Here is a 25024-nt window from a genome sequence, read left to right on the forward strand (position 1 = left end):
CGATGTCGCGGCGGCGGATGTGGTGGCGGCGAGCGTCATAGCGGTTCGGCCTCGATGCGATAGCCGGCGTGCTTCAGCGCCGCCAGCAATCCGTGTTCGCCGGGAAGATGGATCGCTCCGACCGCGATATAGCAGCCGCCCTGGTCGAGCAGGGCGAGCAGTTCCGGCAGCCAGCGCTGGTTGCGTTCCTCGATCAGGCATCGGCGCGCGCGCATCTCGATGTCCTTGCTTTCACCGTCCAGGCCGACCATGCGGTCGACATCGGCCAGCCAGGCGTCGAGATCGCGCCCGCGGTAGTGCGTCAGCGCGCGTTCGGACATCTCGCGCATGATCTGCGGCGCCTTCAGCCGCTCTTCCAGCACCAGCGCCTGGCTTTCGCTCGGAATGCAGTCGAGCGCGCGCAGTTGGTCCTCGGCCGTCTCCAGGTGCACGATGCGCATGCCGCGCTCGGAGGCGATGCGTTGCAGGCGATCGTCGAGGGTCTGCTCGCCGGCCTGCTCGCCGCGCGCCTCCAGCAGCGCCAGCACCATCCACGGCTTCATCCGCTGCAGGGTCGGCGGCGGAATCTGCGGCAGCAAGGACTGCGCCATGGCGAAGCCGTCGGCGCTGATCAGCGTCGATAGCGACTGCTCCGGCGGCAACCAGCGGTAGCGATCCAGATTGCCGCCGCCGGGCGTGGCCAGATCGATCTCGTTCACCAGCGTGAACGACGACGACAGCGCCGAGGCCAGAAGCTCCGGACTCAGTCCCAGTTCTTCGTCGTTGCCGAAGTGAATGGTGCCGAACAGGTAGCTGCTCGCCCGCGGCGGCGGGGATTGCGTCTCGGGCGCCGACGCATCCGCGGTCGCCGGCGCTGTCGCCTCCTCGGGCACGATGCGGAACAAGATGCCGTGCGAGGGAATCGAGAGCGGCTGCGGAATCGATACCGGTATCCGCGCCGGCTCGGGCTTCGCCGCCAGCGCCGCGGTGCGCGCGCATCCGCACACCAGCGCTGCGACGGCCAGCACACATGCGCCGCCAACGCGCGGAATCGACGCGGATCTTAGCCAGGGCAGCCGCAGCATCGTCACAAGCAGTCACTTGAGGATCAGGCGGCTCATCTTTCGCGAGCGCGGCGGCGACGGCCATATCTCGTTGGCGCTATGCCTTTGGTGCGGTGCCCGCTATTGCCGGCGCGGCGGGCGCGGACTATCGTCGCGCTGAGTCTGCGCAGCCATCCATCCGTCCGCGGTGGCGGCGCATGGGGCGTTCGCTGAGGGTCCAAGTGATGAGAGTCCCATGAGAGTACTGATTGCCGACGACCATCGCCTCATCGTCGAGGGCGTCAAGACCAAGCTGTCCGAGCTCGAGCACGAGGTCGAATTCGTCGTGGCGATGAACATCGCCGAGTTCGACGCGGTGCTGAACCGATCCGACAGCGGACTGGATCTGGCGATCATCGACATCTCCATGCCCGGCGCGCAAGGGCATCGCCATATCGCCGAAATGCGCCGCGTTGCCGCCGACGTGCCGATCATCGTGCTGTCGGGATCGGAGGACACCGAACTGATCCGGACGCTGCTGGAACTCGGCGTCCAGGGCTTCATCCCCAAGGCCTATTCGCCCGATGTCATGCTGTCGGCCGTGCGCCTGGTGCTGTCGGGCGGCGTGTACGTGCCGCCGTTGCTGCTCGCCGGGGTCCAGGCGCGCGGCTGGACGCCCGCCGTCGAAATACCGGCCGCGGCGCGCAATCTGTCCACGGCCGCCGAGCAGCATTCGCTCGACGGCCTGCGCCAGATTCTTACCGAGCGCCAGATCGACGTCATGCGCCTGCTGTCGCAGGGCAAGCCCAACAAACTGATCGCGCGCAGCCTCGGCATCAGCGAAGGCACGGTCAAGATCCACCTGGCCGCCATTTTCCGCGCGCTCAACGTTCGCAACCGCGTCGAAGCCGTGGTGGCCTCGCGTCGCCTGGTCGAGCCGTGATTTTCGTCACGATCCCGGCGCCGTGCCGCCCAGGCATGAACGCCGGCCCCCTGCCGGCGAGATGACGCCGGCCACGCCGGCGGTGATATAACGCTATCTCCCCCCGAGACGACCATCCAGTGCGACCGTTCTCGTCCGCGTTCATGCGTCTGAGGCTTGCCTGCGTGCGCTCCTTGCTGCTGTGCATCGGCATCGCGGGAGCGGCGACGGCGGCGCCTCCCGTACCGCTGGCGCCTCCCGCGCAGCCGGCGCCCGCCGCGCAGCCCAAGCCGCTGCAGTTCGGGATACTGCCCACCGGCGGTCCGGCCGAATCCAAGGGCGACTGGCAGGCGCTGCTCGACGATCTGGCGAAGGCGCTGAACCGCCCGGTGGAAGGCGTGTCGGTGAGCACCTACGAGGGCATGCACCAGGCGATCGCCGCGGGCCGCGTCGACGTCGCTTTCCTGTCGGGCAAGTTGGCGCTGGACTCGGTGCTCAACAACGACATGCAGGTATCGGTCCGGCTCACCCGCCTCGACGGCTCTCCGGGCTACCGTTCGGTGCTGATCGCGCGCCGCGGCGGGCCGATCCGGAATCTGGCGACGCTGCTCGGCGCTCCGGGCCGATGGCGCTACGCGCGCAGCGAACCGCTGTCGGTCTCGGGCTATCTCGTCCCGGAAGCGCAGTTGTTCGCGCGCCGCAACCTCAGTTCCGATCTGTATTTCAAATCGGTCGTCGTCAACAATCACCAGAACAACGCCCTCGCCGTCGCCAACGGCGAGGTCGATGTCGCCAGCAACAACGACGCCGATCTGGAGCGGTTCGCCGTGCGCTTCCCTCGCCAGCATGCGCAGTTGCGCGTGCTGTGGCAGTCCGACCTGATCCCGCATGCGGTGTTGGTGGTCTCGCGCTCGCTGCCGGCGCAGACGCGCGCGGCGGTCCGGCAGTTCCTGATCGACTACGGGCGCGGCGCCGATGCCGCCCGGGAACGGCGCAACCTGTTGAAGATCCACGAATTGTCCGGATTCGAGGCCGCCGACAACCGCGCCCTGCTGCCGTTCGAGGAGATCGAATACATCCTGGAACTGCAGCAGGCGCACTCCGCGCGCTGGATCGACGAAAACGCCAAGCGCGCCCGCCTCGACCGCCTGCGCGCCGAGCACGACCGCATCGAAAGGCAACTCACGCGCTAGCGCCGGCGCACACGCGGCCCGGTCGCCCCGCCCGGACGCGGCCGATCCGCGCGGCGCCGTAAGGCATAGTCCGTTCGGCAAATGGCCCCTGGCGGCGGACGCTCCTAGCCTGAGCGCCTGTCCCCCAATCGCACGATCCGCCTGATCGCGGAAGCGCGCGTCCCGCCATGCTCGATGAGCTGCTGCCTTACTACGAGAACGAACTGACGTACCTGCGCCGGCTCTCGAAGGAGTTCGCGGGGCGTTATCCCAAGATCGCCGCGCGGCTGATGCTCGAAGGCGATGTCTGCGAGGACCCGCACGTCGAGCGGATGATCGAATCGTTCGCTTTCCTCACCGCGCGCATCCACAAGAAGCTCGACGACGAATTCCCGCAGATCACCGAGGCGCTGCTGTCGGTGCTGTACCCGCACTTCCTGCGGCCGGTGCCGTCGATGTCGATCGCCCAACTGCGCCCCAGCGCCGGCGCCGAACTCACCGCGATGCAGCACGTCCCGCGCGGCACCGCCCTGCTCAGCCGGCCGGTGAACGGCGTGCCGGTGCGTTATCGCACCGCCTATCCGGTCGATATCTGGCCGCTGCGCGTGGCCGACGCCCGGCTGGAATCCGCCGAGCGTTCGGCGTTCGCGCTGCAACGCCCCGGCAGCGTGGCGACGCTGCGGCTCAGGCTGCAGGCGGAAGGGCAAACGCCGCTGTCGCAGCTCGACGTGCGCAAGCTGCGCTTCTACCTGGACGGCGAAAGCCCGGTGGCGCACGCCCTGTACGAAATCCTGCTGAACGCCACCGCCGCGATCGCGCTGCGCGCGCCGAAAGGCTCGCCGCAGACGCCGCCGCTGCAACTGCCACGCGAAGCCCTGCGCGCGGTCGGCTTCGACGAAGACGAGGGCCTGCTCGACTACGACGCGCGCTCCTTCCTCGGCTATCGATTGATCCAGGAATATTTCGTGCTGCCGGAGAAGTTCCTGTTCTTCGAACTCGACGGCCTGGACTTCTCGCGGTTCGAAGACGAGGTCGAGCTGGTGTTCGAGATCCAGCCCTTCGGTCGCCAGGAACGCCTGCCGCGGCTGGAGCAGGCAGTGAACGCGGACACCTTCCGTCTCAACTGCACGCCGATCGTCAACCTGTTCAAGCAGCAGGCCGAGCCGATCCGCCTGAGCCAGCAACGCCACGAATACCCGGTGATTCCAGACGTGCGCCGCCCGCAGGGGCTGGAAGTGTATTCGGTCGATTCGGTGCGCAAGTTCAGCCGCACCGCCGACCAGGCCAACGTCGTGGATTTCGTACCGTTCTATTCGATCCGCCACGGCCTGCACGATGGCTTCGAGGGATGCCATTGGTACGCCCAGCGCCATCCCTCGTCGCGGCCGAACGACGACGGCAGCGAGATGAGCATCGCCCTGGTGGACCGCGACATGAATCCGCATGTGCCGGCGGTGGAAACCCTGTCCTTGTCGCTGACCTGCACCAACCGCGACCTGCCCTCGCAACTGCCGTTCGGCGGCGAAGAAAGCCTGTTGCAGGTCGAACAAGGCGGCGTGATCGCGCAAGCGCGCCTGCTGAAGAAACCCACCGCCACCTGGCGCGCGCCGATGCGCATGGCCAATCAGTGGCGGCTGATCTCGCACCTGGCCTTGAATCATCTGTCGATCGTCGGCGGCGGCCGCGAAGCGCTGCTGGAAATCCTCAGCCTGTACAACTACGCCGACTCGGCCAGCCTGCGCAAACAGATCGCCGGCATCGTCGAAGTCGACAGCCGGCCTTCGGTGACGCGCATCGGCCGCGCGCCGCGGCAGGCCTTCGTGCGCGGCACCGACGTCGAGCTGACCTTCGACGAGAGCCAGTACGTCGGCGGCGGCGTGTACCTGCTGGCGCGCGTGCTGGACGTGTTCTTCGGGCTGTATTGCACCTCCAACTCCTACACCCGCCTGAGCGTGCGCTCGCAGCAGCGCGAAGGCCTGCTGGCCGGGTTCGCGCCGCGCGCCGGCGCGCTGCCGCTGGTGTGACCGCCGCGCCATGGCCGACACCGTGTCCCTGCCGCCGCCCCCGATCGCCTCCACCGCGGGCGTGGAGACGCCGGTCGCGCCGATCGAGAGACTGCGCAACGATCCGCAGGCGTTCGGATTCTTCCAGGCCGTGCGGCTGATCTACCGCGCACACGACTTCGACGCCCGCGGCAGCGCGGCGCGGCCCGGGCCCCTGCGCTTCCTCACTCCGGCCTCGTTGAATTTCCCTCCGGCCGAACTGGCCGCGCTGGAAGCCGACAACGCCGGCGGCTGGCGCATGCGCGTGCATTTTCTCGGCCTCACCGGACCGTCCGGCGTGCTGCCGCGCCACTACACCGAATGGCTGATCGCGCGCGGCGCGCAGCGCGACCGCGCCGCGCAGGATTTTCTCGACCTGTTCAATCATCGCCTGATCACCCTGTTCTGGCGCGCGTGGGGCAAGTATCGCGCCGACATCGGCCTGGAATTCGGCTTCCGCAATTCGCCGCTGCACTACGTCCATCACCTGATCGGCCTGGGCACGCCGGCGCTGCAGGCGCGCGTGCAGGCGCGAGCGCAACCGTCGGCGAACAACGCACCCTCGCAGCCGCGCCTGCCCGGCGCGGCCACCTCGTATTTCGCCGGACTGATCTCGCAACGCCCGCACGGCGCCGGCGCCCTGTCGCAGGTGGTCGGCGAGGTGGTCGGCGCGCCGGTCGCGGTCGAAGGCTGCCTGGGCACCTGGCAGCGGGTGCCGGCTACCGACCGCACGCGCCTGGGCGGCGCGACATCGGCGCTGGGCGGCGGCTGTCTGTTGGGCGATCGCTTCTGGGATCGCCAGACCACCTTGCGCTTGCGCATCGGCCCGCTGGACCGCGCGGGTTTCCGCCGCTTGCTGCCGCGCGGCGAGTTGCTGTCCGACGTGGTCGAGCTGGCGCGTTTCCTCACCGGTCTGGCGCTGGACTTGCGCATCGAGCTGTCGCTGCGCGCGGACGAAGTTCCGCCGCTGGCGCTGGGCGAACGCGGCGCCGATCGCCCGCAACTGGGCTGGAACACCTGGCTGGCCGGACGCCGCGGCGCGGCGCCGGCCGACGAATGCGAATTCCACTTTTCCGCAATGGGAGGCCAGTCATGGCGCTGAACCTGCGTTCCCTGGTGGGACGCCTCAATACCACCTGCCGCGGCGCGGTCGAAAGCGCCGCCGGCCTGTGCCTGTCGCGCACTCACTACGATGTCGAGATCGAGCACGTGCTGCTCAAGCTGCTGGAAGTCGACAACAGCGATCTGCGGCGGATTCTGCGCCAGTTCGACATCGCGCCCGAGCGCGTCGAGCAAGCGCTGGCGCAGGCGCTGGACGGATTGAAGTCCGGCAATCAGCGCACGCCGGCCCTGTCGGCGCATATTCCGCTGTTGCTCGAACGCGGCTGGGCCTGGGCCTCGATCGAATTCGGCGAGGCGCGCGTGCGCAGCGGCCATCTGCTGGTGGCGCTGCTGGCCGACGCCGAATTGCGCCGCCTGCTGGGCGGTGTCGCGGCCGTGCTGGCGCCCATCAACCTGGAGACGCTGCTGCAGAATTTCCATGCGCTGGTCGAGGCTTCGGTGGAAGCGCGCGACGCGCGCGCACTGGGCGACACCGGCGGCGCGCCGGCTTCGGCCGATACCGCGACGGCCGGCGGCCGGCCCAGCGCCACGCCCAATCTCGACCAGTATTGCCAGAACCTCACCCAGCGCGCGCGCGACGGCAAGCTCGATCCGGTGCTCGGCCGCGACGGCGAGATCCGCCTGATGATCGACGTGCTGATGCGGCGGCGCCAGAACAATCCCATCCTCACCGGCGAAGCCGGCGTCGGCAAGACCGCGGTCGTCGAAGGCCTGGCCGCGCGCATCGCCGCCGGCGACGTGCCGCCGCCGCTGCGCAACGTGGAACTGTTGTCGCTGGATCTGGGCCTGCTGCAGGCCGGAGCGAGCGTCAAGGGCGAGTTCGAAAATCGCCTGAAAGGCGTGATCGAAGAAGTGAAATCCAGCCCGAAGCCGATCATCGTGTTCATCGACGAGGCCCACACCCTGATCGGCGCCGGCGGCGCCGCCGGCCAGAACGACGCCGCCAATCTGCTCAAGCCGGCGCTGGCGCGCGGCGAGATGCGCACGATCGCGGCGACGACCTGGAGCGAGTACAAGAAATACTTCGAGAAAGACCCGGCGCTGACCCGCCGCTTCCAGGTCGTCAAGGTGGACGAACCCGAGGACGACAAGGCGGTGGCGATGCTGCGCGGCGTCGCCCGGGCGATGGCCGCGCACCATCGCGTGCGCATCCTCGACGAAGCGGTGCGCGACGCGGTCAAGCTGTCCTCGCGCTACATCGCCGGCCGCCAGCTTCCGGACAAGGCGGTCAGTGTGCTGGACACCGCCTGCGCCAAGATCGCGATCGGCCAGAGCGCGACGCCGGCCCAGGTCGAAGACACGCGCCGGCGCATGGAGGAGATCGCCACCGAGCGCGCGCAACTGGAACGCGAAACCGCCGGCGGCGGCGATCACCTCGTCCGCCTGGCCGAGCTGGCCGAGGAACACGCCGCGCTGCAGCAGCGGCTGGAAGCGCTCGACGGTCGCTGGCAGGGCGAAAAAGACCTCGTCGCGAAGATTCACGACCGGCTCGACGCGGCCGAAGCGGCGGACACGGACGCCGCCGCGCGCGCCGCGGCGGTCGCGGAACTGGAGGCCTTGCGCGCCGAGCTGCGCGGACTGCAGGGCGAAGCGCCGATGGTGCTGCCGGTGGTCGACGCCACCGCGGTGGCGCAGATCATCGCCGGCTGGACCGGCATTCCGGTCGGGCGCATGGTCGCCGACGAAATCCAGACCGTGCTCAATCTGCGCGAGCATCTCGAACAGCGCGTGATCGGCCAGGGCCACGCGCTCGAAGCCATCGCCCAGCGCGTGCGCACCTCGCGCGCGAACCTGGAAGACCCGAACAAGCCCAAGGGCGTGTTCCTGCTGGTCGGCACCTCCGGCGTCGGCAAGACCGAAACCGCGATCGCCCTGGCCGAGATGCTGTACGGCGGCGAGCGCAGCATGATCACCATCAACATGAGCGAGTACCAGGAGGCGCACACCGTTTCCAGCCTCAAGGGCTCGCCGCCGGGCTATGTCGGCTACGGCGAAGGCGGCGTGCTGACCGAGGCGGTGCGCCGGCGGCCCTACTCGGTGGTGTTGCTGGACGAAATCGAGAAGGCCCATCCCGACGTGCTGGAACTGTTCTTCCAGGTGTTCGACAAAGGCCGCATGGAGGACGGCGAAGGCCGCGAGATCGATTTCCGCAACACCGTCATCATCCTCACTTCCAACGCCGGCACCGATCTGGTCATGCAGGCCTGCCGCGGCGCCGATGCCCTGCCCGACGGCGGCCTGCCCTCGGTCGAACGCCTCAACGAGCTGCTCAAACCCGAACTTAACCGCGTCTTCAAGCCGGCCTTCCTCGGCCGCACCACGGTGATTCCGTTCTATCCGCTGGACGACGCCAACATGCGCAAGATCGTGCGCCTGAAGCTGGGCAAGATCGCCCGCCGCATCCAGGCCAACCACGGCGCGCGCTTCGACTACGACGACGCCCTGGTGGACGCGGTGGCCGCGCGTTGCACCGAGGTCGATTCCGGCGCGCGCAATATCGACAACATCCTCACCGGCAGCCTGCTGCCGGAAGTCGCCGCCGAAGTGTTGACGCGGATGAGCCGCAGCGCCGGCTTCAGCCGCATCCATGCCGGCATCGACGCGCACGGGCGGTTCGCCTACACCCTGGAATGAGCGGCCGCCGCGATGAACACGCAATCCCGAGCCGCCGCGCTATGACGCATGGCCTAAGCCGTCTTGCCACTGGTCGCGCGCCCGCGCGCCGACCAGCATAGCGGCATCCCCCGGAGCGCCCTGGCATGCCCTTGTCGACACAACACCGGATGTTTCTGCTGCGCTGCCCGCTCGGCGAGGACGCGCTGCTGGTGCGCGGGGTTCAGGGACGCGAGGCGCTGTCGCGTCCGTTCGAATTCAGCCTGGACCTGATTTCCGACCGCGACGATATCCAGCCCGAGGACGTGATCGGCAAGCGCTCGACCCTGTGCATCGAAACCATGGACGGCGAGCGCCATTTCACCGGCCTGATGTCGCGCTTCTCCCGCGTCGGCGCCACGCCGGCGCCGGAAGGCGCCGAGGGCGAGTTCTACGCCTACGAATGCGATCTGGTGCCGTGGCTGTGGTTCATGCTGCAGCACGAGGACTCGCGCATCTTCCAGGACAAGTCGATCCCGGACATCGTCGAGGAGGTGTTCAAGCAGTTCCAGTTCACCGACTACGAGCTGCGCCTGTCCGGCGAACACCCGCCGCTGACCTATTGCGCGCAGTACCGGGAAACCAATTTCGCCTTCATCTCGCGGCTGCTGGAGCGCGCCGGCATCTACTACTTCTTCCGCCACGAGCCGGAAAGCGAAACCCTGGTCCTCACCGACAACCGCGACCACAACCCGCGGCTGGAACCCGACGCGCTGCCGTTCCACGATCTGGCCATGGCCGAGGCATCGGACTGCGTCACCGCGCTCAAGCGCCGCGAGCGCATCCATACCGGGCGCGTGGTGCTGCGCGACTATGATTTCGAACGCCCCAGCACCGACCTGGAGATCAGCGTCGATTCGCTGGTGCATATCGGCGACAACAGCAACTACGAACGCTTCGTGCATCCCGGCGGGTACACCGATCGCGCCCTCGGCGAAGGCCTGGCGCGGGTGATGATCGAATCGGAGGAAGCCGATCAGGACCTGCTCGATGCCACCAGCGACGTGCGCACCCTGATGCCCGGGCATGTGTTCGGGCTGGAGCGGCATCCGGAGGACGCGCTCAACGAGGACTATCTGGTCGTCGCGGTGGAGCACCGCGGCCGCAACAATCTGGGCAGCGACCAGGACAGCGGATACGACAACCGGTTTTCCATGATCCCGCACCGCGTGCAGTACCGCGCGCCGCTGGCGACGCGCAAGGCGCATCTGCGCGGGCCGCAGACCGCGGTGGTGGTGGGCCCGCCGGGCGAAGAGATCCACACGGACAAATACGGCCGGGTCAAGGTGAAGTTCCGCTGGGACCGCACGCCGACCGCCGACGACAAAAGCTCGTGCTGGCTGCGCGTGGCGCAGATGTGGGCCGGCAAGCAATGGGGCGCGATGTTCGTCCCGCGCATCGGCATGGAGGTGCTGGTCGATTTCCTGGAAGGCGATCCGGATCAGCCGATCGTGGTCGGCTGCCTGTACAACGGCGAGAACATGCCGCCCTACGCCCTGCCGGCGGAAGCGACCAAGTCCACGTTCAAGACCTACTCCAGCAAGGGCGGCGAGGGTTTCAACGAAGTCCGCTTCGAGGACAAGAAAGGCGAAGAACAATTGTTCCTGCACGCACAGAAGGACATGGACGTGCGCGTGGGCAAGGACCGCCGCGAATGGGTGGAGAACGACCGCAGCCTGGTGGTGAAGCGCGATCGCCTGGAAGAAACCCATCGCAGCCATCACAGCTTCGTCAAGAAGGACCGCATCGGCGAAATCGAGGGCGACGACCACCTCAGCCTGAAAGGCAAGCAGGCGATCAGGATCGCCGGATCGAAGTCGCTGAAAGTGGACGGCGCGGTCGGCGAATCGTTCCAAAGCCACAGCGAGCAGGTCGCCACGAATTACTACCTCAACGCCGGCGCCAACGTGGTGATCGAGGCCGGCGTCATGCTCACGCTCAAGGTCGGCGGCAACCACGTCACCATTTCGCCGGCCGGCGTCGCCATCGTCGGCGCCATGGTGCTGGTCAACAGCGGCGGCGCGCCCGCGTCCGGATCGGCCGCCTCGCTGGTGCCGCCGCTGGCGGTGACCGCGGCGACGGCCGCGGCCAACGCCAAGCCCGGGCAGAAGCCGGAAGCCTCGCCGCTCGGCGACAAACGCCCGGGCAAGCCGCCGGACCGGTCCAATTACGATCCCGATTCGGACGAAAACAAAGACAAGACCCACTGGATCGAAGTCGAGCTGGTCGATGAATCCGGCAGGCCGGTCGCCGGCGAACGCGTGCAGATCACCCTGCCCGACGGCTCGATCAGCGGCGGCACCACCGACGAAAAGGGGCTGCTGAAAGTCGCCAACATCGATCCGGGCGATTGCCAGATCGGCTTCCCGGATCTCGACAAGGACGCCTGGGAATGACGGAGACCGACCATGGCTAGCGATCCTTCCGCGGGCGAGCAGCACGTGATCAGCAAGGGCGAGAGCCTGGCCTCGATCGCGAAGGAGCGCGGCTTTCTGTGGCGGACGCTGTGGGAGCACGGCAACAACGCCAAGCTCAAGGCCAAGCGCAAGAACCCGAACCAACTGGTCGAGGGCGATGTGCTGTTCCTTCCGCAAAAAGGCGACAAGCAGATCGCCAAGCCGGCCGATGCCCGCCACCGGTTCAAGCGCCGTGGCGAGCCGACGCGGCTGAAGCTGCAGATGCTCGACAGCGGCGAGCCGCGCCGCAACGAGGCGTTCACGCTGGTGTTCGGCGATCAGGTGATCCACGGCAAGACCGACGGCGACGGCAAGATCGATCAGCCGATCCCGGGCGAAACGCGCGCCGCCGCGCTGAGCTTCGGCGACGGCAGCGAAAGCTACAGCGTCGAGATCGGATTGCTGGACCCGCCCGGACTGGCCAGCGGCCTGCAACATCGTTTGAACAATCTCGGCTTCGACTGCGGCGGCGAGGACGGCGATATCGGCGATGCCACGCGCGACGCCCTGCTGCGCTTCCAACGCGCGCAGGGCTTGGCCGAATCCGGCGAGGCCGACGACGACACCCGCGCCAGGCTCGACGCCTTGCATGTCTAGCTATCGGCCGGCGCAGCGCGCGGCACCGGAACGGAGACCGCCATGGGAATCATCAGCAACGCCGGCAATGCCGCCAAAGGCGTCACCGACACCCTGACCGACAACGTCGTCGGCGACGCGATCGATGCGGTCGCCGGAGGGCTGAGCGGCCAATCGGGCGGCGGCGCATCGGCGAGCGCGCATTACATCGCCGGCGAAGCGCTCGACCCGCGTCTGGCCAAGGCGGCCAGCATCGCCGCGCAGCCCGAACCGGTCGGCTCCGATCCGGGAACCCAGGCCAAGCCCGGTTCGCACGTGCCCTTCGATGCGCGCAAGCCGCTGCAGTTCGTGCACCTGAGCTTCGCCCACGACGATCATGCCGACCGCTTTCCCGGCGAGTCCGCCGCCCATGGCGTCGCCATGCGCGACGCGCTGATCCGCGAGGACGTGCTGATCTATTCCTTCGCGCGCGCCGCGCAGCGCGTGCTGGAGCAGGCCAAGGCGAGCAAGGGCGCGGCCGGCGCGATGCTCGACACCGCAGGTTCCCTGCTCGGCGGCAAGGCGCAGGCGTCGAGCGGTCCGGAAGCGATCGACCCGGTGCTGGACGCGATCCGCGCCGCCGCCGATCCGGTCAACGTCGAAGCGCCCGGTTATCCCGAAGTGCATGCGGCTGGCGTAAAACTGGCCGAAGCCTGGGCGACGCTGCACGAAACCTGCAAGACCGCGCTGCAGCCCGCGGCCGGCGGCGGGCTCGGGCTGCCGTCGATTCCAGGCCTGAGCAGCCTTGCCGGCGGCTCCGGCATTCCCGAGGTCGTCGCGAAGATTCCCGAATGGCTGTTCAAGGTGCAGGACGCCTATCAGGCGATGTACCGCGCCTCGCGGCAGGCCTACGAGTGGGACATCATCAAGGCCTGTCACGACTATTCGATCCAGGCGATCGCGCAGGAGCGCAAGCCCGGCTTCGATATCTGGTTCCTGCTCGGCGAAAAACAGGGCGAACCGGTCGGCGCCGCCAGCGGCGTCGAACAGACGCTGGAAAACGCGCAACGCAGCCTGCGCGGCCTGCCGCTGATCGGCGGCAGCGCGCCGGTCGATGATGCGGCCGGCGGCCTGGGCGATGTGCAGAAAGCCATTCGCGAGGCGCGCGAAGGCGCGCGCGAACAGGCCGGCGACATCACCGGCTGGCTGGCCACCGCCGAATCCGAGCAGGCCAACCTGCCCGAAGGCAGCGCCGCCGCATTGAGCGCCGCGATCGCTGCCTTGAACGGCAAGCCGCAAGCGCAGCCGCCGCTGCCGGCGCTCGCTCCGCTGATGGCGCAGGCGCTCGGCGAAGCCTTGCTGGGCGCGGGCAAGCCGCTGCCGGGTTTCATGCAGACCGGCGTCGGCGTCATCGCCGACATCGCCATGGTGTTGCTGCCCAAGGTCTACAGCCATCTGCATGGGCGCCTGGGCCTGCCCGATCCGGCGCTGATCCTGGCCGCCACCCACGACGCGGTCGCGGGCAAGATCGTCGATCTGATCTGGGCGTGGATCTTCGGCAAGGGCTCCGCGCCCGGCGGCAACGACGGGGCGGACATGAAAAAACGCGGCACGGATCTGGTCGACGGCCTGAGCCACGGCAGCCTCGCCAGCGGCGGCCTGCCCGGCGTGTCGGCGCTGGAAAACAAGGCCGCCGACCTGGTTCGCGGCTTCATTCGCGACAACGGCCATTACATCGACGCGCTGATCGAATTCCTCGCCGAGGATCTGCACAAGGAACTGGCCGCCGCGCAGGCCGATTGCGCGGGCAGGTCCTGCCTGACCATGGAAGCGTATCTCGGCCGCCTGCCGATGCTGGCCGCGCTGCTGATGCGCAACCTGACCTTCCCGGTGTTCAATCTGGTGCTGAAGATCTTCGGCATCGGCGATCAGGTCGCCGGCATGGTCTGGAATCCGGTCGACGAGAAGATCCGCCAGGCCGGGCAGATCGCGCGCAGCGTCAGGGACACCAAGAACGACGTCCGCGACGCCGGCAATGACATCGCCGCCGGCAGCCAGCGCGCGGAGGACGAGATCGGCCGTCAGCAGCGCGATATCACGGATAAAGCCGGGCAGCTCGCGAATCCGGACGCATCGGTCAGCAGCTTGAGCGATGTGCAGCGGCTGGCGGGCGACAAGGTCGGGCAAGGCAACGATCTGGCCGATGCCGTCGGCGGCGCTCCGGACGACATCATGAAAGCGGCCAAGGGCGAAGACGAGCCCGGCACGACCCCGCCGCCCCCGGCGCCGACCGGCAGCGGTCCGATTTCCGCGTCGCGCGTTCGCGACGGCAAGGCCAAGCCGGTCGCTGCGGGCGAAATTCAACAGGCCGGGCGGGTAACGGTGGAGACGGAAGCCGAGGCTATCGCGGCGCGCAATCAACCGGCCGCCGCGCCGCCGGCTGCGGCGGCGGCGCCATCGCTGCCTTTCTGAGGCTCGACCCACTGTTCCCCGTGTTCGTCGTTTCTCGCGAAAGTGGGAATCCAGAGACTTCAGCGCCATCTCTCCAGACCGTCATTCCTGCGGATGCGGGAATCCAGAGCCTTCAGCGCCATCCTTCCAGTCCGTCATTCCCGCGAAGGCGGGAATCCAGAGCCTTCAGCGCCATCCTTCCAATCCGTCATTCCCGCGAAGGCGGGAATCCAGAGCCTTCAGCGCCATCCTCCCAGTCCGTCATTCCCGCGAAGGCGGGAATCCAGCGACTTCAAACGTTCTCGCACGAAAGGCCCTGGATTCCCGCGTTCGCGGGAATGACGGTAGGTGGGGATGCTGTCTCTGGCTAGATCAATAACGCGGTAGCCGAACGTCCGCAGACTTCAGGACGATCTCTCCAGTTCGTCATTCCCGCGAACGCGGGAATCCAAAGCCTTCAGCGCCATCCTCCCAATTCGTCATTCCCGCGAAGGCGGGAATCCAGAGCCTACAGCGCCATCCTTCCAGTCCGTCATTCCCGCGAAGGCGGGAATCCAGTGACTTCAAGCGTTCTCGCACGAAAGGCCCTGGATTCCCGCCTTCGCGGGAATGACGGTAGGTAGGGACGCTGTCTCAGGCTAGATCAATAACGCGGTAGCCGAACGTCCGCAGACTTCAGGACGATCTCTCCAGTTCGTCATTCCCGCGAACGCGGGAATCCAGAGCCTTCAGCGCCATCTCTCCAGACCGTCTTTCCCGCGAACGCGGGAATCCAGTGACTTCAAACGTTCTCGCACGAAAGGCCCTGGATTCCCGCGTTCGCGGGAATGACGGTAGGTGGAGGCGCAGTCTCTGGCTCGATCAGCATGGATTCCCGCGTTCGCGGGAATGACGGTAGGTGGGGACGCTGTCTCTGGCTCGATCAGCCTGAATTCCCACGTCTGCGGGCATGGTGACATGTGAGGGCGCCGCCTCTGATTCGATCAACAACGCGACGGTAGGTGGAGGCGCCGTCTCTAGCCCGATCAACAACCCGCTAGCCGATCATCACCGTCGGAAAACCTTGCACGATCTTGCCCCCGTGCGCGGTCGCATCGCCGATACGCGCCGCCGGCATGCCGCCGATCATGACGGTGGCCGAGCCTTGCGCGATCACATCGGGCGGGCCGACGCACAGCGCCATGTCGCCGATCCGGGCCGCCGGTTGTCCGCCGACCAGGACGGTCGGGCAGCAGGCCGGCAGGATCGGGCCGCCGACGTGCGGCACCGGCGGCGTTCCCGGCGTCACCATCGGGCAAACATGCATGTCGCCGAGTCGGGCAGCGGGAGGCATAAGCGATTCCATCCGTGTCGTGGAGTGAACACCCGCTGCGTGCGCACCGGTTCATGCCCCGATTCTCGGCCCGCGCCGACGGCTTGGCGATATGCATTTCGCTATAGCCATCCGGCTGAATGCGCCGCGCGCCGGGCAAGGTCGAGCGAACGCGGGTTTCCCGCCGCGGCGCATGCCGGATATCGATCTTCCGGCGCTGTCCGCACCGCGCCATGCGCCGCAAACGATCATTTCCTGCCTGCGCCGGGCCGCTCCATCCGCGAACACAGCGGGCGGCGCAACGATGCGGATACGCAACTCGCTCTAGCACGCACGAGGTATCGAAGCATCGCCGCCATTCGCGTCCAATAACGGCAACGACGGCGCGGGGTGCGCCGCCGCGACGAACGCGATCGCCAGGAGGTCCGCAATGCAGTTCCTCCCCTCTTCCACGAACAAAAGCCGCGCAGGGATGCCGCGCACCGCATGCCGGCGCATCGGCGGCTGACCCTGTGGCTGCGATGGCGGCGATCCCCGCGTGCCAGGGCCTGGGCACTGGCGGGCGCGCTGGCCCTGGTCGTGTGCGCGGTCAGCGTGATCCGCGTGGCGATGCTCGACACGACGCCCGGCGACGGCCAGAGCCCTCGCCTGTCGCAGGCGCAGGCCGCCTCGCCGGACGCCATCGAGGGCGCGCCGCGGCTTGCGCACGCCGACGGCGCGGACACCGGTGAAGCGCGCATTTGGCGGCAAGGCGCGCAGGCGATCGTGGTGCTGCTGTTGCTGTTCGGTGGCTACGATGCCTCGCACCGGCTCCGGCCTGCGCGCGACCCGTCGGCGCCCGCGCAATCGCCGTCCATGGCGGACACGATGCCCTCCGCCGACATGCTGGCCATCGCCGGCGATCGAATGCGGCAATCCCTGCACGCGGCCAGCCTGTTTGCGGGAAGCCTCAACCAGGGCGCGCTGCCGGCGCAGCGCGACGCCCTGCACGGCCTGGAAGCCTGCGTCCGCGATCTGGCCCACATGATCGAGGAAGTCGAACAGATCTCGCGGCTGCTGCGCCACGAAGTGCCGGTGCGGACGATGGATCTGCCGGTGGCGGAGCTGTTCGACCGCTTGCGCGGCATGGTCGTGCGCGACGCGCGCGACGCCGGCGTCGAGGTGCATTGGCACAGCGGCGATCTGTGCCTGCGCGGCGATGCCCTGCTCGCCGAGCGGCTGGTGCATGTCCTGGTCGGCAGCGCCATCCATCGCGCGCGCCATCGGGTGCTGGTCGCGGCGCGATCCGTCGCCGGACGCGTGGCGCTGCAGATCCGCGACGACGGCGACCGGCTCGATATCGCCGCCGATGCGCCGATCCTCGACGCGCTGTCGCGCCACGCGCAAGCCATCGACGAACGCGATACCGCGCTGGGCCTGGCCGTCGGCGCGCGGATCGCGGAACTGCTCGAAGTCGGCGTCGGCCTTCGCCGCGGACCGCGCAGGGGCAACACCATCGCCATCGATTTTCCGCGCGCGAGCCCCGCGTCGCCGCCGCCCGACGACGCCACGCTGCTCACGCTCGCCCTGCTGGAATCGGAGGCGCGGCGCGGGCAGATACCGCCCTCGCGCCTGGGCACGGCGTCCGACACCGGTCACGGGGGCGGTGCGCATTCGGGAACGAGGAACGTCGAGCCCGCCCCGATGCGTACCGCTCCCACCTCGCAAACCGACATCGATCGAATTCGCTGAAACGGCGTCGCGGCCGCGCCACAGGGAATAGGCCGAACGGGATATCGAATTGTGCGCCGGCGATATCCACACTCCTCGCGTAAGGCCGCACCCGCCATTGGGACGGCGTCGACACCGGAGAAAGTCATGAATCGAAAACTCGTATTCGCACGCATCGCCCTGGCATCGGCGCTGTCGCTGGGCACGGCATTCGCCGTGGCGCAGACCCACTACGGCGACAAACCGCCGGCGGTGGACGACATCATCAAGAACCTGGGCAGCGGCAAGGACACCACGCCCACCAGCGGCACGCGCGCCTTGCGCCCCGGCGCGGCGGTCACCGCGACCGCGACGACGACCGCGCCGAAAACCGCGTCGATCTCGATGCAGATCCAGTTCGATTTCAACTCCGACGCGGTGTCGGCCAGTTCGCAGACGACGATGGCGAACCTGGCGCAGGCGATGCAATCGCCGGAACTCGCTTCGCGCCACTTCCTGATCGTCGGGCATACCGACGGCAAGGGTTCGGCGCAGTACAACCAGCGCCTGTCCGAGCGACGCGCGGCTTCGGTCAAGCGTTCGCTGATCCGCGACGGCGTGCCGGCGGACCGGCTCGAAACCGCCGGCCGCGGCAAGAGTCAGCTGCTCAACGGCGACGATCCCTACGCCGCGGAAAACCGCCGCGTGGAAGTACAGGCCAGCGGCTGATCCAGACCCGGGATACCTGCTCATGGACCGCTCCCCTTCCCTTCGCGTTTTCGTTCGCCGTGCCGGCGCATCCGCCGCGCTGGCCGCTGCGTTGCTGGCCGCGCAGGCGGGCGTTTGCGTCATGGCCCAGGAGGCCGCGCCCGAGGCCGTCCTGGGCCAGCCCTTCGCCACCCGCCACGCGGCGTTCGAGCCCGTGCGTTTCGCGGACGTGCCGGGCTGGGACAACGACGCCCTGCACGAAAGCGCGAACGGCATGCGCGAGAGCTGTGATGCGTTGCGGCGCAAGCAAGGATGGAGCACGGTCTGCGCGGCGTTCGACCGCGTGGACACCGGCAGCGACGCGGCATTGCGCGCGTTCTTCGAAAGCAACTTCCACGTCTACCGGATGATGTCGCCGGCGCGCCAGCCCGACGGCCTCATCACCGGCTATTTCGAACCCTTGCTGGAAGGCCGGCGCAGTCGCGACGAGACGTTCCGCTTCCCGGTGTACGGCATGCCGCAAGACCTGTTGCTGCTGGACGCCGCCACGCGCGCCGGCGGCGCCAGGCAATGGCTGCGCAAGCAAGGACAACGGCTGGTGCCGGCCTCGCCCGGCAGCGCCGGCGCGCGCGAGTACACGCTGGCGCTGGACGATTTCTCGGTCGGCATCCGCGACAAACGCATGCGCGTGCGCATCGACGGCGACCGGATCAAACCGTACTGGTCGCGCCAGGACATCGAGCTGCGCTCGCTGCAGGCGCCGGTATTGGCCTGGGTGGCCGCGGCCGACCGCCTGTACTCGATGCAGATCCAGGGCTCGGGCAAGATCCGGGTCGAGGACGGCACCCTGATCCGCGTCTCGTATGCCGAACAGAACGGCCATCCGTTCCTGCCCAACATCACCCGCGGCATCGACGCCTCCACCGTCCTGACCGCGATCAAGATTCGCGGACTCAACGTCGGCGGCAGCGCCGGTGGATCGCGCGCCGATCCCGCCGTATCGGCTCCGGTCAACGACGAAGTCGCGCGCCTGATCGCGTTGTTCCAGGGCAACGGCAAACCGGGCGCCGCATCCGCCGCGCGGCCGCCGCCGAACCAAGGCTCCGCGGTGCGCGTCAAACCCAAAGCCATCAGCAACAGCGCCGATGTCGCCGCGCTGATCGCCGCGCTCAAAGGCGGCGGAACCGCCGCGCCCCGCGCGAATCCGCCCAGCGTCGCCTCCGCGTCGGCCAAGCCGGCGAGCGCGCGCCCCACGCTGCCGGTGTCCGCGATCGGCGCGCCCGCGTTGACCAACATTCCAGACCCGAGCTACGTCTTCTTCCGCAGCAGCGGCGACGGCCCGGAAGGCCCCATCGGCGCGCTCGGCGTGCCATTGACGGCCGGACGTTCGCTAGCGGTGGACCCGCGCTCCACGCCGCTGGGGTCACCGGTCTTTATTTCGACCAAGGAACCGGCCGGCAGCGGTCCGCTGCGGCGGCTGATGTTCGCGCAGGACACCGGCGGCGCGATCCGCGGCAGCGTGCGCGGCGACCTGTTCTGGGGCTTCGGCGACAGCGCCGGGCGGCTCGCGTTGGCGACCAACGAAGTGGCGCAGATGTGGTTGCTGCTGCCGAAGAGCCAGGTCGTCAGCGCGGCGCAGAACGCCGGCCCCACCCTGCGATCGCTGCGCAATTCAGCGCAACTGCCCGATTGCGTGATCGACGATCCGGATTTGTGCGTCGAGGATTGAGCCGCGGCCGGGCGCGTCGTCCGGGTACGCGGACGACTATTTATCGGGCATCGCCGGATCAGTCATTCGCGATGCGCGGTGACGATCCAGGCGCGCGAGTCGAACCATACGCCGTCGGCCGCCTGGTGCCGGGCCAGCAGATCGCGCAGACGATCCACCGCATGCGCGCGCGGGCCACTGTCGAGGCCTGCGATCCGCTCTCGCACCGTAGAGAATTCGGACACGAATTCGAACGCCGCATCGACATCGCGCCCGTAGAAGACCGGCGCCCGCACCTCCTCGAACCTCGGCGCGAGGAAGCCGGCGGAATCGAGAATGCGTTCTGCGACGTCCGTTGCGCCCAGCGAGAAGGCTTGCGGCTCGGCCGAGGCGCTCGCTTCGTCGGATGCGAGGGCGCGTTCGATGGACGTGGCCCATTCGTTGCGATCGCGCGACTGCCAAACCATCATCACCAGCCGCCCCTGCGCACGCAGCGCGCTTCGTAGTTGGGCGAAAGCCGCCACCGGCCGGCTGAAGAACATCGTGCCGAAGCGGCTGATCGCCACATCGAAACGCTCGCGCGGCAGTTCCTGTTCTTCCGCGTTCGCGCAAACGTATTCGACGTTGCCGATATGCGCCGCCGAGGTGAGCGCCCTTGCGCGTTCGATCATCTCCGCGGACCGATCGATCCCGAGCACCGTTCCCGCCGTCGCCAGTCGCGCCGCATCGCGCGTGGTCTGCCCGGTCCCGCAGCCGACATCCACAACCCGATCCGAGGCGCGAATCGCGTACGCGATCCGCAGGACATCGTTGTGATGCCGCAACTCCAGGTCGTAATCGATCATTCGCAAGGCTCCAAGACCGCCGCCGCTTCGATCGGGGAAACCCCCGCCAGCACTTCGCAAACGACATCCCGCCGCTGCAGCATCGCGAGCAGCCCCTGGTCCGGCGCCCTACGAAACGCATCGCCGCCCTTGAGGTACGCCACGCGCATTCCATTGCCGGCGTGACGGACCAGCAACTCCAGTAGCGCATCGCGGTCTTGCGGCGCGGTCAGCCGGGTCGCGTCGCGGCGCGCCATATCGATCACCGCGGCGGGCAGCGCCGGGTCGCAGACCAGCACGTCCGCCTGGTTCAGCACGCGCAAGGCTTTCAGCGTCAGCGCGCCGGGATCGCCGTCGCCGGTGCCGACCAGGGCGACGCTGCCAGCGTTGTCGTCGTCGCGATCGCTTTGCAGGGCCTCGATAAAGGCACGCTCGGCGTCCTCGCGCCGGCCGCTGCGCAACAGCACCGACACCGGCCCGTCGATGACCCGGTCGAACCAGCGCCGGCGCTGCGGCAAGGCCGGGAATCGTTCGCGGATGGCGTCGCGATGCCGCGCGAACAGGCTCGCGAAGTCGCCGAGGGAATGATCGAGTTCGATTTCCAGGCGTTCGCGGATGCGCCGGGCCAGCATCGGCGCGGCGCCGCCGGATGAGATCGCCACCTGCACCGGCGCGCGGTCGACCACGGCCGGGATCTGCACGCTGGACAGCTGCGCGTCGTCGACGATGTTGGCCCACAGCCCGCGCGCTCGCGCCTGCCCGGCCAGGCGCGCGTTGAAGGCATGGTCGTCGGTGGCGGCCACCAGCAGCCAGACGCCGTCGAGCCAGGCGGGATCGAACTCGCCGTCCAGGCGGGTCAGCCGGCCCTGCTCCAGCCAGCCTTGCAGCAGCGGATCGAGCGCCCTCGCGTACACGCGCACTCGCGCGCCCGCACGTAGCAGCGCCTCGATCTTGCGCACGGCCACCTCCCCGCCGCCCACGACCAGCACGGGCCGGCCGGAAAGATCGGCGAGCAACGGAAAGAGCGCCATGCGGATTCCTCCAAGGGGGCTCGCGGCCTGTTATGTTGCATGGCAACATGAGGTTAACGGCGCGTCAACACACCCAGGGGCTTCGACCGGTATGCCTCGCATCTTGTTGGTCAACGATACCGAAAAGCCGATCGGCGAGCTGCGCGACGCGTTGCTCGGCGCCGGCCATGAAGTGCTGGAAGAAGTCGTCGCGATCGGCGCCCTGCTCAAGGCGGTGGAGTCGCAACAACCCGACGTGGTCATTCTCGACATCGACTCGCCTTCGCGCGACACGCTGGAACAGTTGGCCCTGATGCACGAGCACGCGCCGCGGCCGGTGGTGATGTTCTCGGCCGACGGCAACGAGCAGCTGATCCGCGCCGCGGTCGGCGCGGGGGTCACCGCCTACGTCGTGGACGGCCTGTCGCCGACGCGGCTGGCGCCGATCATCCAGGTCGCGCTGGCCCGCTTCGAGCATCAGTCGCACATCCGCCGCCGCCTCGACGAGGTGCAGCAGCAATTGCTCGACCGCAAGCTCATCGATCGCGCCAAGGGCCTGCTGATGGAAAAACGCGGCATGGCCGAAGCCGACGCCTACGCCGCGCTGCGCCAACAGGCCATGAAGAACGGGACGAAGCTGGTGGACGTCGCCCGCCAGATCATCGCCATGGCCGATTTACTGGGATAACCCGCTGGAATGAGGCCGAGATGACCGCACCCGCCGCCGCATCAGACCGTCCATTGCGCCTGGGCTACCTGCCTTTGGTCGACTGCGCGCCGCTGGTGGCCGCGGTCCGCCTCGGCCTGGATCGCCGTTACGGCCTGCGCCTGCAGTTGCAGCGTCAGGCCTCGTGGGCGGCGGTGCGCGACCGCCTGCTGTCGGGCGAACTGGACGCCGCGCACGCCCTCGCCGGCCTGGTCTACGGCGTGGAAACCGGCATCGGCGGGCCGAAGGGCGAACTGGCGATCCTGTCTACGCTCAACCAGAACGGCCAGGCGATCACGTTGTCCTCGCCACTGGCGCGATCGCTCGAACAAGGCGGATCGTTGCGCGATGCGCTCGCCTCGCTGCGGCGGCCGGCGGTGTTCGCGCAGACCTTCCCCACCGGCACTCACGCCATGTGGCTGTACTACTGGCTGGCGGCGCAGGGCATCGATCCGATGCGCGAGATCCGCATCCTGACCCTGCCGCCGACGCAGATGCCCGAGGCCCTGGCGCGAGGCGAACTGGACGGTTATTGCGCCGGCGAGCCCTGGTCGATGCAGGCCGAGCTGGCGGGCGTGGGCCGGCGGGTGATTCGCAGCGGGACGATCTGGCCGGGGCATCCGGAAAAAGTCCTGGCCTGCCGCCGCGAATTCGCCGCGCTGCAACCCGACGCCGCGATCGCGCTGACCGCGACCGTGCTGGATGCGTGCCGCTGGCTCGACGCCGACGTGCGGCATCGGCGCGAAGCCGCGCGATGGCTCGCGGACTCTCAGGTGATCGCTTTGCCCGCGCGCGACATCGAAGCCTGTCTTGTGCCCGTCGACGGCGACGGCGAAACGCAGTTGCGTTTCCATGCCGACGGTCAGGCGAATTTCCCCTGGCGCTCCGATGGCTTGTGGTTCCTGGCGCAGTTCCGCCGCTGGGGCTGGCTGCCGCCGGCGCCCGACGGCGAGGACGCGGCATTGATCCGCCGCGTGCACCGCATCGACAGCTATCGCCAGGCGGCGCAGCGGATCGGCGTGCCGTTTCCCGATGGCGACAGCCGCGTCAACCGGCTGTTCGACGAGGCGTCCTGATCGCGCGCATCGCCGTGCCGTGCGCGCACCAAAATGGAGCGTTGGCGCGCTTGTTTGGTGCTACCTTCGGATTTCGCGAGTATCCGCATGATCGTCGGCGCATCGGGTTCGCACATAAGCGCATGAATCGATGGATGATTCCATTCGCACGAAATCGGTGCACCCACTTGGCACGATGATTGCGTAGCCCTTTGATGGGTGCCCACGTGCACCTGCGATGAGCGACTCCGGCAGGCGGATCAACGGCGGTCCGTCCAGCCAAGACAACGGCGTCTACCCGGTTCGAACAGGACCGGAGGGCGCCGTTTTTCGTTTTCCCCTCCCCTCTCATCGCATCCCTGCCGGTCTTACCGGCATCGGGCGGCGTTCCATTCGGAGATCGCGCAGGTGAATCGATCCTTCTGGCAGGCCGGACACACGCCCACGCTGTTATCGGCGTTTCTGTATTTCGATCTGAGCTTCATGGTGTGGTATCTGCTGGGCCCGCTGCAGGTGCAGATCGCGCAGGCCCTGCAACTGGATACGCAGCAACGCGCGTTGATGGTGGCCGTGCCGATCCTGTGCGGGGCGATATTGCGCTTGTTCCTGGGCATGCTGGCCGATGCCATCGGCGCCAGGCGCACCGGGCTGCTCGCGCAGGGCGCGGTCGTGCTCACCCTGCTGGCGGCGTGGTGGGTCGGCGTGCATTCCTTCGCCCAGGTGCTGTTGCTGGGCGCGCTGCTCGGCATCGCCGGCGCGTCGTTCTCGGTGGCGCTGCCGCTGGCTTCGCGCTGGTATCCGCCCGAGCACCAGGGCACCGCGCTCGGCATCGCCGGCGCCGGCAACTCGGGCACGGTGCTGGCCGCGCTGTTCGCACCGGTGCTGGCCGCGGCGTTCGGCTACGAAGCGGTGTTCGGTCTGGCCTGCCTGCCGCTGGCGCTGGTGATGATCGTGTTCTTCGCCTGCGCCCGGGACGCGCCGGTCGAAATCGAACGCAAACGTTTCAGCGACTACGGCCGCGTGCTGGTAGGCAACCGCGATTCGTGGTGGTTCATGTTTTTCTACTCGATCACCTTCGGCGGCTTCGCCGGTTTCGCCAGCGCCTTGCCCGGCTATTTCCACGATCAGTTCGGCTTCGATCCCAAGATCGCCGGCTGGGCGACCGCCGCCTGCGTGCTGGCCGGCTCGGCGATGCGACCGCTGGGCGGCGTGATCGCCGATCGCATCGGCGGCACGCGCACCCTGCTCGCGGTGTATCTGTCGGTGGCGGTGCTGGTCGCCGCGGCCGGACAGGGCGTCGGCGGCGCGACGATGACGGTGACCTTGTTCGTCGCCACCCTGCTCTGCCTGGGCGCCGGCAACGGCGCGGTGTTCCAACTGGTGCCGCAACGCTTCGGCGCCGATATCGGCCTGATGACCGGACTGATCGGCATGGCCGGCGGCATCGGCGGTTTCGTGCTCGCCGCCGGCCTGGGCGTGCTCAAGCAGCACACCGGCAGTTATGCGCTGGGCCTGTGGGCGTTCGCCGGCTGCGCGCTGCTCGCCTGGGGCCTGCTGTCGAACCTGAGCAAGCAGTGGCGCCACCAGTGGGCGGCGCTCAGCGCCGCGCGTGTTTGAG

The 25024-nt window shown here is 68.4% G+C and carries 18 protein-coding genes; 14 read left to right on the forward strand and 4 right to left on the reverse strand.

The window, feature by feature from the left end; genetic code table 11:
* Positions 1-35: 35 nt before the first annotated feature.
* A complete protein-coding gene (locus J7J50_RS13560) occupies positions 36-1007 on the reverse strand; it encodes a TraB/GumN family protein (protein ID WP_215058647.1) in 972 nt (323 codons plus the stop codon).
* 271 nt (positions 1008-1278) lie between these two features.
* Here J7J50_RS13560 and J7J50_RS13565 point away from each other — a divergent pair, with 271 nt between their 5' ends.
* From J7J50_RS13565 to J7J50_RS13600, 8 genes are all read left to right on the forward strand, one after another.
* Positions 1279-1965: a response regulator transcription factor gene (locus tag J7J50_RS13565; protein WP_215058648.1), complete on the forward strand. Its 687-nt coding sequence runs from the start codon at positions 1279-1281 to the stop codon at positions 1963-1965.
* Positions 1966-2129: 164 nt separating this feature from the next.
* Positions 2130-3137, forward strand: a complete 1008-nt coding sequence (phnD, locus tag J7J50_RS13570; protein WP_343222505.1) for a phosphate/phosphite/phosphonate ABC transporter substrate-binding protein — start codon at positions 2130-2132, stop codon at positions 3135-3137.
* Between the two features lie 167 nt (positions 3138-3304).
* On the forward strand, positions 3305-5140 hold the full coding sequence (gene tssF, locus J7J50_RS13575) for a type VI secretion system baseplate subunit TssF (protein WP_215058650.1): 1836 nt from the start codon (positions 3305-3307) through the stop codon (positions 5138-5140).
* A gap of 10 nt (positions 5141-5150) precedes the next feature.
* A complete protein-coding gene (tssG, locus tag J7J50_RS13580; protein WP_215058651.1) occupies positions 5151-6260 on the forward strand; it encodes a type VI secretion system baseplate subunit TssG in 1110 nt (369 codons plus the stop codon).
* Positions 6251-8914, forward strand: coding sequence for a type VI secretion system ATPase TssH (tssH, locus tag J7J50_RS13585; protein ID WP_215058652.1), 2664 nt, complete (start codon positions 6251-6253; stop codon positions 8912-8914). Before tssG ends, tssH begins: the two co-directional genes overlap by 10 nt.
* 125 nt (positions 8915-9039) lie before the next feature.
* On the forward strand, positions 9040-11328 hold the full coding sequence (gene tssI, locus J7J50_RS13590) for a type VI secretion system tip protein TssI/VgrG (RefSeq protein ID WP_215058653.1): 2289 nt from the start codon (positions 9040-9042) through the stop codon (positions 11326-11328).
* Positions 11329-11340: 12 nt separating this feature from the next.
* The gene (locus J7J50_RS13595) at positions 11341-11985 is read left to right on the forward strand and encodes a peptidoglycan-binding protein (RefSeq protein ID WP_215058654.1); all 645 of its coding nucleotides are present in this window, start codon (positions 11341-11343) and stop codon (positions 11983-11985) included.
* 42 nt (positions 11986-12027) lie between these two features.
* The gene (locus J7J50_RS13600) at positions 12028-14415 is read left to right on the forward strand and encodes a methyl-accepting chemotaxis protein (protein WP_215058655.1); all 2388 of its coding nucleotides are present in this window, start codon (positions 12028-12030) and stop codon (positions 14413-14415) included.
* A gap of 1015 nt (positions 14416-15430) precedes the next feature.
* On the opposite strand, the gene J7J50_RS13605 is transcribed toward J7J50_RS13600, so the two are convergent.
* On the reverse strand, positions 15431-15727 hold the full coding sequence (locus J7J50_RS13605) for a PAAR domain-containing protein (protein ID WP_215058656.1): 297 nt from the start codon (positions 15725-15727) through the stop codon (positions 15431-15433).
* Between the two features lie 465 nt (positions 15728-16192).
* Between J7J50_RS13605 and J7J50_RS13610 the strand changes: the two genes are divergently transcribed.
* From J7J50_RS13610 to J7J50_RS24830, 3 genes are all read left to right on the forward strand, one after another.
* A complete protein-coding gene (locus J7J50_RS13610) occupies positions 16193-17437 on the forward strand; it encodes a hypothetical protein (protein ID WP_215058657.1) in 1245 nt (414 codons plus the stop codon).
* Positions 17438-17563: 126 nt separating this feature from the next.
* Positions 17564-18124 (forward strand): OmpA family protein, encoded by a 561-nt coding sequence (locus J7J50_RS13615; RefSeq protein ID WP_215058658.1) that lies wholly within the window; start codon positions 17564-17566, stop codon positions 18122-18124.
* 22 nt (positions 18125-18146) lie between these two features.
* Complete coding sequence (locus J7J50_RS24830; RefSeq protein ID WP_251044087.1) at positions 18147-19832, forward strand: MltA domain-containing protein; 1686 nt, start codon at positions 18147-18149, stop codon at positions 19830-19832.
* Between the two features lie 62 nt (positions 19833-19894).
* Here J7J50_RS24830 and J7J50_RS13625 read toward each other — a convergent pair whose 3' ends face one another.
* Positions 19895-20656 (reverse strand): class I SAM-dependent methyltransferase, encoded by a 762-nt coding sequence (locus J7J50_RS13625; protein ID WP_215058659.1) that lies wholly within the window; start codon positions 20654-20656, stop codon positions 19895-19897.
* Positions 20653-21666, reverse strand: coding sequence for an NAD(P)-dependent oxidoreductase (locus J7J50_RS13630; protein ID WP_215058660.1), 1014 nt, complete (start codon positions 21664-21666; stop codon positions 20653-20655). The genes J7J50_RS13625 and J7J50_RS13630 overlap by 4 nt, the downstream gene beginning before the upstream one ends.
* Before the next feature lie 91 nt (positions 21667-21757).
* Here J7J50_RS13630 and J7J50_RS13635 point away from each other — a divergent pair, with 91 nt between their 5' ends.
* The 3 genes from J7J50_RS13635 to J7J50_RS13645 all read left to right on the forward strand — a co-directional run bounded on the left by J7J50_RS13635 (position 21758) and on the right by J7J50_RS13645 (position 25023).
* Positions 21758-22333, forward strand: coding sequence for an ANTAR domain-containing protein (locus J7J50_RS13635; protein WP_215058661.1), 576 nt, complete (start codon positions 21758-21760; stop codon positions 22331-22333).
* A gap of 20 nt (positions 22334-22353) precedes the next feature.
* Positions 22354-23427: a CmpA/NrtA family ABC transporter substrate-binding protein gene (locus J7J50_RS13640; RefSeq protein ID WP_215058662.1), complete on the forward strand. Its 1074-nt coding sequence runs from the start codon at positions 22354-22356 to the stop codon at positions 23425-23427.
* Positions 23428-23853: 426 nt separating this feature from the next.
* Positions 23854-25023, forward strand: a complete 1170-nt coding sequence (locus J7J50_RS13645) for a nitrate/nitrite transporter (RefSeq protein WP_215058739.1) — start codon at positions 23854-23856, stop codon at positions 25021-25023.
* Position 25024 lies beyond the last annotated feature (1 nt).

This window comes from Lysobacter sp. ISL-50 (genome assembly GCF_018612875.1).
Classification (GTDB): Bacteria; Pseudomonadota; Gammaproteobacteria; order Xanthomonadales; family Xanthomonadaceae; genus Lysobacter.